The 11,045-nt window shown below is 43.5% G+C and carries 12 protein-coding genes; 1 reads left to right on the forward strand and 11 read right to left on the reverse strand.

The features are described 5' to 3' along the window. Positions 1-157: 157 nt before the first annotated feature. The 8 genes from rpiB to ACO4PX_RS05140 form a co-directional block, all read right to left on the reverse strand. The gene (rpiB, locus tag ACO4PX_RS05105; RefSeq protein ID WP_304073480.1) at positions 158-622 is read right to left on the reverse strand and encodes a ribose 5-phosphate isomerase B; all 465 of its coding nucleotides are present in this window, start codon (positions 620-622) and stop codon (positions 158-160) included. A gap of 176 nt (positions 623-798) precedes the next feature. Next, on the reverse strand, positions 799-2,025 hold the full coding sequence (locus tag ACO4PX_RS05110) for a glycoside hydrolase family 10-like protein (protein WP_485571812.1): 1,227 nt from the start codon (positions 2,023-2,025) through the stop codon (positions 799-801). Between the two features lie 330 nt (positions 2,026-2,355). Then, positions 2,356-3,648 carry a UDP-N-acetylglucosamine 1-carboxyvinyltransferase gene (locus tag ACO4PX_RS05115; protein WP_314667654.1) on the reverse strand — a complete coding sequence of 431 codons (1,293 nt, stop codon included), beginning with the start codon at positions 3,646-3,648 and terminating at the stop codon, positions 2,356-2,358. A 195-nt stretch (positions 3,649-3,843) separates the two neighbouring features. Then, positions 3,844-4,389 (reverse strand): hypothetical protein, encoded by a 546-nt coding sequence (locus tag ACO4PX_RS05120; protein WP_485571814.1) that lies wholly within the window; start codon positions 4,387-4,389, stop codon positions 3,844-3,846. Between the two features lie 115 nt (positions 4,390-4,504). Then, positions 4,505-5,428 carry a 4Fe-4S binding protein gene (locus ACO4PX_RS05125; RefSeq protein WP_315001095.1) on the reverse strand — a complete coding sequence of 308 codons (924 nt, stop codon included), beginning with the start codon at positions 5,426-5,428 and terminating at the stop codon, positions 4,505-4,507. Continuing rightward, positions 5,421-5,573, reverse strand: coding sequence for a CD1871A family CXXC motif-containing protein (locus ACO4PX_RS05130; RefSeq protein ID WP_304073219.1), 153 nt, complete (start codon positions 5,571-5,573; stop codon positions 5,421-5,423). Before ACO4PX_RS05130 ends, ACO4PX_RS05125 begins: the two co-directional genes overlap by 8 nt. 86 nt (positions 5,574-5,659) lie before the next feature. Further along, positions 5,660-6,853 (reverse strand): TlpA family protein disulfide reductase, encoded by a 1,194-nt coding sequence (locus ACO4PX_RS05135; RefSeq protein ID WP_485571816.1) that lies wholly within the window; start codon positions 6,851-6,853, stop codon positions 5,660-5,662. 240 nt (positions 6,854-7,093) lie between these two features. Further along, positions 7,094-7,951 carry a KilA-N domain-containing protein gene (locus ACO4PX_RS05140; protein ID WP_485571818.1) on the reverse strand — a complete coding sequence of 286 codons (858 nt, stop codon included), beginning with the start codon at positions 7,949-7,951 and terminating at the stop codon, positions 7,094-7,096. A 233-nt stretch (positions 7,952-8,184) separates the two neighbouring features. Here ACO4PX_RS05140 and ACO4PX_RS05145 point away from each other — a divergent pair, with 233 nt between their 5' ends. After that, on the forward strand, positions 8,185-8,439 hold the full coding sequence (locus ACO4PX_RS05145) for a hypothetical protein (protein ID WP_485571820.1): 255 nt from the start codon (positions 8,185-8,187) through the stop codon (positions 8,437-8,439). Here ACO4PX_RS05145 and ACO4PX_RS05150 read toward each other — a convergent pair. The 3 genes from ACO4PX_RS05150 to ACO4PX_RS05160 form a co-directional block, all read right to left on the reverse strand. Further along, positions 8,436-9,095, reverse strand: coding sequence for an HAD family hydrolase (locus tag ACO4PX_RS05150; protein ID WP_455015870.1), 660 nt, complete (start codon positions 9,093-9,095; stop codon positions 8,436-8,438). The genes ACO4PX_RS05145 and ACO4PX_RS05150 overlap by 4 nt on opposite strands. Before the next feature lie 86 nt (positions 9,096-9,181). Beyond that, positions 9,182-10,012 (reverse strand): DUF6553 family protein, encoded by an 831-nt coding sequence (locus ACO4PX_RS05155; RefSeq protein ID WP_485532685.1) that lies wholly within the window; start codon positions 10,010-10,012, stop codon positions 9,182-9,184. A 241-nt stretch (positions 10,013-10,253) separates the two neighbouring features. Continuing rightward, positions 10,254-10,973 (reverse strand): YesL family protein, encoded by a 720-nt coding sequence (locus ACO4PX_RS05160; RefSeq protein ID WP_485560684.1) that lies wholly within the window; start codon positions 10,971-10,973, stop codon positions 10,254-10,256. Positions 10,974-11,045 lie beyond the last annotated feature (72 nt).

Consider the following 11,045-nt stretch of genomic DNA (forward strand, 5'->3'; position numbering starts at 1 on the left):
CGGATTCGGGACTTTAACCCGTTAGAAACGTGCGCCGCTAGGCGCACAAGCAAAGTGAGCAGTGGTTAACCTAAACCACTGCTCAGCAGGGCGAAGTTAGCGAGAGCGTGCTCCGGTTTAAGACCTATACTGTAGGAAAAAGAAGCTAAATATACTCCTACATCCTCTTTTTGAACCCTTCTGCATCCTCTTCGATTTCGGAAATCAGGGCTACTCTATCTGCGTGTCTTCCCCCTTCAAATTCTGCCAAAAGGAAGCTGTCCACAATCATCTTTGCAAGCTCAACACCTACTACTCTGGCACCAAGGCAGAGTACATTGGCATTGTTGTGTCTTCTTCCCATGGCTGCGGAATAAGGCTCGGAACAGGGGAATGCCCGAATGCCGGGAACTTTATTGGCTGCTAAGGAAATGCCCACTCCCGTTCCGCAAATGGCGATGCCGAAGTCTGCCTTTCCCTCCTGCACAAGCTTGGCTACCTGATAGCCTGCCAAGGGATAATCATAGCGTTCCGAAGTATCAGTTCCCACATTGATAATCTCGATTCCCTGCTCCTCCAGATATGCCTTAAGCTCCATCTTCATCTCTACAGCGGCATGATCATTTCCCATTGCAATCTTCATTTTCATTCCTCCCCTTTTGGCATTTCCTTTATCCTACAAAACAGTGACTTAACTTTGCTTTTACTTTCCATGTGATATTTCAGATGTAGACATTACTATCCTGAAGCTCAAAAACAAACAGAACTGACTTTTGCCTGACTTTCATACTCTTGTAAAATCCTACAGTATTCCAGATACTAGTTTTGAAATACGCTTCTCAAATTTCCAAGCTCTCTTTGGGCTCTTTCTTCTAAAAGATTCTGATAGGCAAAGACTGCATAGCCTTTTACAATGCCTGTTTTTCTGGCTTCTTCCACCTGTCTTTTTAAAATATCACTTTCCGTAAACCACTCCGATACAGGATTTCCGTCCCAAACGGTGCTTCCTGCTCGGTACAGTCCTAAGCCTAGCATGAGTTCCACCTGATTTCCAGTGGAATTTGTTAAGTTCACCCAGTCTCCAAGGCTTCGCATATAAGCATGGGGAGCTTCCTGCCCTTTTCCGTTTTTCGCCCTAAAGCCGTGATACATCTGGGGCATGATGTAATCAATATAGTCCTTGGAGGCCATAATTTTGTCCACATCCAGGAAATACGCCACCGAAGAACGAAGACTTTGCAGATTTGGCACCGGGCTTACACCGAAGACCACTCCTCTTTCTTTACACAGGCTATGTACCTGCTTTAACAATAAAGAAACCTGATTTCTCCGGTATTCTGTTAAGCTCCCTGTCTCTCCCTGTCTTTTCGCCTCCTCATACTCCGGCTCATCAAAGCGTTTGCCCTCTTCTGTCAAGGAAACTCTGGGATAGAAATAATCGTCAAAATGAATGCCGTCCACGGCGTAATTATCCAAAAGCTCTTTAATAGAGGCCAGAAGTGCCTCTCTTCCTGCCGCCCTGGAGGGATTGATATAATACTGCCCCTCATGAAGAAGCACATTTCTTTCTTCTCCGGAGGTTTTGCTCCATTTTTTCACAATGCTGTCTTCGGGAATATTTTCCCACTTGGACATGGAACTGCTGACACGGTAGGGATTAAACCAGGCATGGACGGAAATGCCCTTTTTCTTTGCCTCGGAAATCATAATCTCCAAGGGGTCGAAGCTGCCATTTCCCGGCATAAATTTGGAATAGGGGAAAACCGTCATTTTCTTCCCGTAGCTGTCGGAATGGCTGTGCACATGGAGGAAGAGAGTCTGAAAACCGTTCTTCTGCAGATTGTCCATGACCTTGGCTGCCTCTGCCCGAAAGGCCTGCTCTTCCTTCGGCATATTCATCCAGTCCAGATAAGAAAACCAAACCGCCCTTAACTCTTTTTGAGAGGAAAGGCTTTTCACACCGGGTCCCGCAATGTTTGAAGCATAGGCGGAATTTCCTGCAAAAAAGCTCAGGGAAAAAAGAAGTGTAAAAAGCAGAAAAGCCAAGCTTTGTAGCAGGCTTCCTCCCAGGCTATTCCTAGTATTTTTATTCTTACCGAGTATCGCTAATGGCGCGAGCGGTATCATGTTTGTAAAATTTCTCTCCATCGTCTCTCTTCTCCTATTTTTCTTTTTGCCCTTACTATAGCATAATCCGGCGTAGAACTTTTTTCTTTTCCCTCCCGGATTTCCTACAAAACCATTACGGAAGACTTCCTCCGGAAAGTAAGCCTTCCAAAGAGAGCTAATTCTTCCGAAAAAGCATAAAAATAACAGGAGGCGGTAAAGACAGAATAGTGTTCATACAGCTTTCTATATCTTTACCGACTCCTGTGATTATGCTTCTCTTCGGAAGGCTTCCACTTCTTCTTCCGTTTTCGCTAAAATGATTTTGGCTCCTAAGTTCATCAGCTTCTTTTCGAAGAACTCATAGCCTCTTCTAATATATCCTATGTCTTCCAGCACAGTGATTCCTTCTGCGGCAAGGCCGGCCAGAACCAGAGCGGCTCCGGCACGTAAATCCAAGGCATGTAGGGTTGCTCCCTGTAATTTTTCTTTTCCCAAAATGGTTGCCACTCTATCTTCTACAGTGATATCCGCCCCCATTTTCTTTAATTCCTCTACATATAAGAAACGATTTTCAAAAATCGACTCGGTAACGGTGGATTTACCCTCTGACAATGCCAGAGTAACCGCAATCTGGGGTTGCATATCCGTAGGAAATCCCGGGTAGGGAAGGGTCTTAATCTTGGTTCCCCTCTGCTTTTCTCCTCCGATGACCTGAATTTCCTCGTCTCCTTCATAGACGGTATTTCCCATATCCCGAAGCTTGGCGGCAATGGATTCCATGTGCTTGGGAATGATATTTTTAATCAAAATATTTCCTCGGGTAACGGCTGCTGCACACATAAAGGTACCGGCTTCAATCTGATCCGGAATTACCCCATAAGTGGTTCCGTGCAAACGCTCCACCCCTCGAATACGAATGGTATCCGTTCCGGCTCCGCGAATATTCGCCCCCATACTGTTCAAGAAATTGGCTACGTCTACGATATGAGGCTCCTTGGCCACATTTTCAATAATCGTCTGACCATCTGCCAAAACCGCAGCCAGCATCAGGTTAATGGTTGCCCCTACGGACACCACATCCAGATAGATATGCTGTCCTACAAGTTCCTCCGCCTTCGCTACAAAATAGCCATCCGAAATTTCCACCTCGGCTCCCAAGGCGGTAAAGCCTTTAATATGCTGGTCAATGGGTCTTTCCCCGATGGCACAGCCGCCGGGTAAGGCCACCTTGGCCTGGTGGTATTTTCCCAGAAGTGCCCCGATAAAATAATAAGACGCACGAATACGGCGAATCGCATCGTCATCTACGCTTTTCATAGACAACTGATCCGCCTGAATAGACACCACATGACTTTCTATGCGGTGCACCTTCGCTCCGATGGCCTTTAAAGCCTCCAGCATAACATTTATATCTCGAACATCGGGAAGATTCTCTATAATTACTTCTTCGTCGGTAAGAAGGGCTCCTGCCACGATACCCAGTGCTGCATTCTTTGCCCCGCTGATGACTACCTCTCCACGAAGGGGATTGCCCCCTTTCATGACGAATACTTCATTCATTTTAAACCTCAAATTTTTTCGTCTCGCTCTAAATTTTTCCACAAAAAAAGCTCCTAATCATAGAGCGTTTCTTGATTATAAAGCTTAAAGGGGAAAAGTGCAAGAAATATACGCAGTTCCACAAAGCTACAAATGCACAGTTCCACATAGCGCAATTTACGTGGAGCTTTCTTCTGCCTTTTCGAAGATTTCCTCCTACTCCAAAAGGCTTTGGAAATCCTCTTCCTCATTAAAACCGGGGTCCATGTGGGTAAGAAAATGCCAGTCTTCACTTCCCTTTTTTCTATAGAGCACCGCTTCCCCATCTTCCGAACCGAAGTAGGCTCTCTCCGCCTCATAGCCCTTTGCTTCTAAAAATGCTTTGGCTTTTCGGTACTGACTTTCCCGTCTTGCAATATAGTCCTTCAGATCCCGGTTCTCAATGGAGTAGGCGTCCACTCTGGTTGCTCCCTCCACCATGCCCTTCCCGGGAGCACTTAAGTCCGGTAGCTCTTTCCAGAAAATGTCTATCTCTCCTTCTCCGGTAAACATAAATTTCGTAAGAGGAACAATATGTCCGTTGTATTGAAGCTCCATATACTCCGGAAGCTTCCGAATGTCCAGCGTTTCATAGACAAATCCCTCTTCTTCCTTATATTGATAGCTTTCCACTTGGGAAATAAAGGCTCTTCCCTCTTCCAGCGTTTGGAATGAGCCGATTTCCATCCCAAGGCCTTCCTGATTTAATTCCAAAATAAACATATCGCCTCCACTATCCCCTTCGAATCCTTGGATTGATTTCCTTCAGCTATCCTTTCGAATCCATGGATTGAGTTTCTTCGGCTATCCTTTCGAATCCATGGATTGAGTTTCTTCCCTAGGCCTTCGCCTTTACTTCTTCGGGTACGTCCACATTTGTGACCCCACAGGCAATAGCATCCACCGGGCAGGCATTCTTACATTTTCCGCAACGGATACACTCCAAATCATTGCAGTTTTGTACTGGATCACATTGCATCTCGCAAACCGCCTTACATCTTCCGCAGTGGATGCACTTCTGATGATCCAAAGTATAACGGAAAAAAGACACGGAATTAAATAGCGAATAAATCGCGCCCAAGGGACAGATATACTTACAGAAGGGGCGGTAAATGATTATGGAAAGGAGGATAGTAAGAAGCAAAATCAAGCCCTTCCATGCATAGAGAAAGCCTACGGCTCCCCGCATACTAGTGTTCATCCACACCAGAGGAATTCCTCCCTCCAGCATTCCCACAGGGCAAATCAGTTTACAAAAATAAGGTGCTCCCTGTCCTATAATATCCACCAAAAACAGAGGAAGGAGAATAACGAAAACAAGTAAGATGAGATACTTTGCCTTTCGTAAAGGCTTGTCCCACTTAAAGGTCTCTATCTTCTTCACAAAGGGAATCTTATGCAGTAAATCTTGCACCAGCCCAAAGGGGCAGAGGTATCCGCAAACCCCTCTTCCTATCAGCGCTCCCACAAAAAATAGAAAGCCCACCACATAGTAGCTGAACTTGTAATTCGGGCTGCCAATCACCGCCTGCAAGGCACCGATGGGGCAAGAACCCTTGGCCCCCGGACAGGAGTAGCAATTCATTCCGGGAACGCAAAGCTTCTTTAATTCTCCGCTATAGATTTTTCCTGTTTTAAATCCCTCAAAGAAGGAATTGGTCACCAAGAACCAAAAGGATTGGAAGATGTGTCGTACATTGTTTCTTGCTTTATATTTATCTTTTTTTGATTTTCCGTTGATGAATTCTTTTAACTTATCCAATGCCGATACACTCCATACATACTTTGATTGCCTTGTTCATTACCACCAGTGCCTCTCCCCGATGAACTCCCACATAGATCATGGCGATGCCCATGCAAAGGAGAATCAGGGAAGTCAGCCGGGACTTTAAAATTTTCTGTTTCATATTTCACCATTCCTCAACACAGCTTGCCAAAGCTAGATTTTTGTAGCTTTTCGTATAACTTATATAGCTCCATTAAAAGTGAGCCTTTACTGCTTTACTTTAGCCAGTTCCTTTTCAATGATTTCCAACCAAGCCTTCTTATTGTGGGAACCGGAATAGGTCTCTCCTACAATCTGTCCCTTCTTATCCACAAAGAACGTCTCCGGAAAGGCCTGAATCCCGCTGAGTCTGCCGTTGAAATTGCTCTTATCCGGAATTAAAAAGGGATACTCCGCCTTGCTTCTTTCCCGAATCAGCTTCGCTTTCTCCAAAGCCTCCTGATTTTCTCCGGTCTGGTCCACCGTGTCCGTTACCACCCCAATGATATTGACACCCTTGCCCTTCATTTCCTTCTGAATTTCCGCAAGATCCGGAATTTCCTGCACGCAGGGACTGCACCAGGTGGCAAAAACATTGACCATGGTGAGGTCATAGTCGGAAAAATCCTTTCCGCTGAATTCCTTTCCGTCAATGTCCATCGTCTGAAGATTGCTTAAGTCAGTAGCTACATTTTGGGAATCGGTGGAAAAAGCCATGGTGTTTTCCAAGTCAGACTTTTCGGACAAAACAAAGCCGTTTTCCGGACGTTCTTTTTTCTCCGTGATTTCTACGGTCGTCTGTTTCAATTCCTCTATCGTCTCTGCATCAGCTCCACTATTTACACTAAGATAATAGCTGTATTTTCCGTCTTTGGACTCTCCCAGCTTAGTATGACTGTCGCATTTTGTAATCTTTCCGATTTCTTCCTCGGAAAGACTCTTTTCAAACATCCCGATGGTGCCGATTCTTTCCAGACTCTCCTGCCACTTTTCGTAGCCGTCTCCCATCTTCCCCACTTCCGCATTTTTCTGCTCTTCTGTAAGTTTGCTAAAGCTCAACAATCCGTACTTAAGCTCCTGATCTATGGGGCTTTGATCGTCCAGCATCACGATGTCCTTTGCCTTCATGGCTTCCCTAATCTTCTCGGAAAGCTTGAATTTTAAGCCCAGATATTCATAGATATACTCATCCTTCACCGGCAAAGTATAGTCTGCCGGCTTAAAGCTGTCTCCATTGCTGTCCATATTTATGGACACACCGGCATCTTCCGGACTTACTGCAAGACTCTGTGCATCTATACTTTCACTAACTGCCATGGAAGACTTCTGCTCTGTAGCCACTTTATTCTGACAGCCTGTAAGTCCAAGTCCTAAACAGAGTGTTGTTACAAGACAAGCTCCTGTGAATTGATTTTTTCTCATAATATTTTCCTCCTCAAAGCTACTTTATCAGTATACCCTTTCGTGCCACAGGAAAAAACTTAAAAAAGAAAAAACTTTTTCTGAAAATATGAATATTGAAAATGCCGTTTCTATGAGTATGCTTCAAGGGATATAAAATGGATATAAAAAGAATATGAAATGGAAGACGAGCAGGAGTATATTGTATCTTCTCGTCGCTCTAAAGTATAAGCATGGATTTACCGGAATTTTTATAGATTTCTAATCTATTTCTTTGACCTTATTCTCTAAATTCTTTATTCCTGTATTGTTCAACTTTTCAATTGACATCAGCTGAGTTCTTGCAAGCTTCCTTAGCTCTATCATTCTTTCTTTTTGATCCATGCCTTTTCCGATAAGAATTGCATTGTAGCTTTCCATATTGGCAAGAACCAATAATTCATTTAAACTCGCATAGTCTCTCATATTTCCTTTTAGGTCCGGATTCTCTTCACGCCACTGTTTTGCTCTTTTGTTAAATAAGGCAACATTTAGCATATCTGCTTCACTTGCGTATTTATAAGATAACTGCTCGTTGGTAAGATCCTTTAAGAGATATTCTTTGATTGCATCTGTATGAATTTTATAGTTAATCTTAGAAATTTCTCGATTAAGATTCCAACCTAATGATAGCTTAGAATTTTCATCTGACTTAAGCCTTTTATAGTCTTGGATAATGTAAAGCTTAAATTCTGGTGAAATCCATGAAGCGAACTCCATCGCAAGATCATAATGTGCATATGTTCCGCCATATCTTCCGGACTTTGAAATTATGCCAATAGCATTTGTAGAATCAATCCATTTTTGTGGTGTCATTGTAAATCTATTCAGTCCTGCCTCATTTCTAAACGTGTCGAATTGCACACGGTTAAAATTTTCATTGTTCAGAACTTCCCATAGCCCAATAAATTCCAACGTATTCCTGTTTCTCATCCAGTTCTGAATAACAAACCTCGGATCATCAGTATTTTTATACTTAGCAATATCCGTTAGACTTATATAGTCGTTTTTAAAGTCTTCAGTATAAATTTGAATAGCAAAACCTTTTGCTTCGATCGTATCTTTTTTCACCATAGACATGCGAGTTCCTCCTTTGCTAAAGATGGCTCCATGGTATCATATTGCCGAATATTATTCCATTATTCCAAGTCTGTCATTTCATAATATTTCTCTTTTTTATCAAGCTTTTCAGCCCTTGACCTACTCACTAATCTTATCCATAATAATACTGTTTCTACGACATGTTCTTTGGCTTGAAATCCTTGGATTCATGCCTAGAATATGGATTCTTTTAATTCCATGGGAGGAAAATGATGAAAAAACAACTATCTTTACTACTCGGCAGCCTTCTTCTGGCTTCTTCTCTGGTAGCCTGCGGTGCAAAGGGAAGCACGGCTTCCACCACTGCGACAGCAAGTGACAAGGAAACTGCTGCAGAAAGCACTACTGCAAAAGAGGGAGAAAGCAAGGCAGAAGGAGCTTCTTCCACGAAGGAGAGCTTTGGGAAAGGGGCGAAAAGGAAGCATTTTTTGCTCATCCTGAGCGGCCCGAAACCAAAGAATTTTTAGAGGGAGAATGGTAATACATGAATCAGCTCCGATAAATCGGAAATACTTCTTTCTGCCCCCTCCACCTTTCCAAAGCCATACGAAGCATGGATAAAGGCAATTCCTGCCTCTGTAGCGGAGCTATAGTCTAAGGCGGTATCCCCAAGATATACACAGTCCTCCGGATTTAAATGGTTTCTCTCCATCAAAATCCGGATATTCTCTGCCTTCTTTTTCCCGTTGCTGCCGTAACATTCCATATCCAGAAAGTCTCCGGTCTTTCCCAGGGTGAACTTCTCTCCATACAGTACCGCATCAATATACCCTAACTGACAGTTGGAAACGATATATCGACCAATCTCTGCCGCCTTCAATGCTGCGATACACTCCTCCAGATGAGGATAGAACTGTACCTTTTTCTCACTCAAATAATAATTTTCAAATTGCATGCAGTATCCGAGGATCTCTTCTACCCTCTTCCCTTCTACCTGAGGAATCAAGCTTGTTGCAAACTGATCCATGGTTTTTCCCATTAAAGGCAGAAGATCCTCCCGAGAAATCCTGATGCCCTTCGTCTCCGGAAAGTCCTGTAATTTGATGGTAAAAGCCTTTGCCACCAAATCCACACTGTCCCATAGGGTTCCGTCCGCATCAAATATTACAGCCTTCTTGATCATTGCTTTTTTCTCCTTTAATTCTCCGGCATCTTCTGTTCCCAGTTTTGCTAAGCATTAGTCTCCGCCATCTTCTGTTCCCAGTTTTGCTAGGCTTTATTCTCCGCCATCAATGCATCCCAGTAGCTTCTGCCCTGATAAATCATTTCCTCATAGGCCTTCACCACCGCATTTCTAAGGGGTACCGCCCGCTCCTCAAGTCCCAGGGCTCTTGGGATAAAGACACAGACATCCCCGATTTCCTGAGCCAGCTTCTTAGCCAAGGTCTCATCCTTCATTCGCACGAGGCCGAAAACCGTAGAGGAATAGCTCTTGTCTTTGATACAGGTTTCCATCCAAAACTTGGCAAAGGCCTTCCATTCCAGTTTAAGCAACATCTGTTCCAAAGCCAGAGTCTCCGGACTTTTGGCGAAGGCCAGCATGGTGCTTTCCAGACTTTGTCCCTCCGGTATCTCCGGAATATCCAGATTCTGCAGCGTAAGATTTACGATAGCCGCATCACTTAAGGGAATATCCTCTCTCTTCCGTTCTTCCCCGGTCTTCTTTTCGGGCAAATGAAAGTTGTCCAACTGCTGAGACACCCATTTCTGCATTTTCTTTTTATTCCAAAAGGAAATACCGGTTCGTCCGGAAATTAAAATTTCCATCCAGGCTGCCATAAAGTTGTCTTTAATCTGCAAAGGCTTTCCCCTTTGTGTTTCTACAAACTTGTCCAAATTTTCCTTTTGCAAAATAGGATAACGAAAGCGAAGGGTTTCCAGGCGTTTTCCTTCTACAAGCTTTTCCTCCATATCCTCTGTCCTTTTGATTTTTTCAATCACCAGGGCAAAGCGCTTGACCACATCCCTTTCCTCGTAAAAGCTTTTGGGCCAATCCGAAAAAGGGTTCCTTTCTTCCTTCACTTCACTTTGTAATAACATTTCTTCTCCTCATTCATGCTTCGTTCATATTTTGTTAGCACAATGTTTACAGCATAAACATAGTTTATTCACTCTTGACTTCTATACTGCATTACAGATAACGAAGTGCTCGTTATCCACTAAATAAGATTTTTTTCATAATACTCGGCCGGAGCTTCCGTAAGGACGCTCCGGCCTCCTCCCTTTTGTGGAAGAAATACGAGAAGCCTTTTATTTTTTCCGCTTCTTCAGCAGATTCTTTTTATTTTTCCGCTTCTTCAGCAGATTCCGTTTCCTTTCCTCTCTTTCCGTAAACTCTCTCTTCAAAGGGATCCCTTACTTCCACCTTCTTTTCATAGAGTCGGAAAATCCGTTTAAAAAAGGCGGAATTCATCCAGGCAATCAGAGGGTAGCCTAAAACAAAAAATACCGGCGTAAACATTGGCATAAATAAAATCAAAAAATAGCTTCCCACAACCAGCAATACATCCGCAGCAATCATGCCAAGGGTATAGGGAAGATGGCGGATGGACATGAGTAAGGCATGAATCAAGGTTCTTTGCCAGGTATTATCAAAGCGGGAAAGCAGGGGCCAGACGTAGAGAAAAACAAATAGCCACAGCAAAAGCAGCGCATCCGTAATCCCCCGGAAAAGGAAGCGTAATGCCGTGTTATTGGCAAATATCATGGAAAAAAAGCGATGATCCAGGAGAAGAATCACCAAAATCGGCAGTAAAATCATCCAGAGAATGATGCCCTCCTTTAAATTCTGTTTAAAGGAATGCATAAACATCCTGAAATTGCCTCGATCCTCCTCATGCACAATCTTAATGGTACAGTAATATAAAGCCGTAGTAGACGCTCCCAGAGTTACAATAGGCAGAGAAAACAGAATCCACAAAAGATTCAAAACCATCATATCCGCCAATCGGCCTACAAACCGCCAAACATCATTATCATAATTAAAAAAGCCTTGAAACATCTACTGCTATTCCTTCCTAACTCCTCGTATTATTAAGTTGTAGCTTTTCTTTACCTGTTCTTGGTAATCAGC

Source organism: Oribacterium sp. (genome assembly GCF_057249185.1).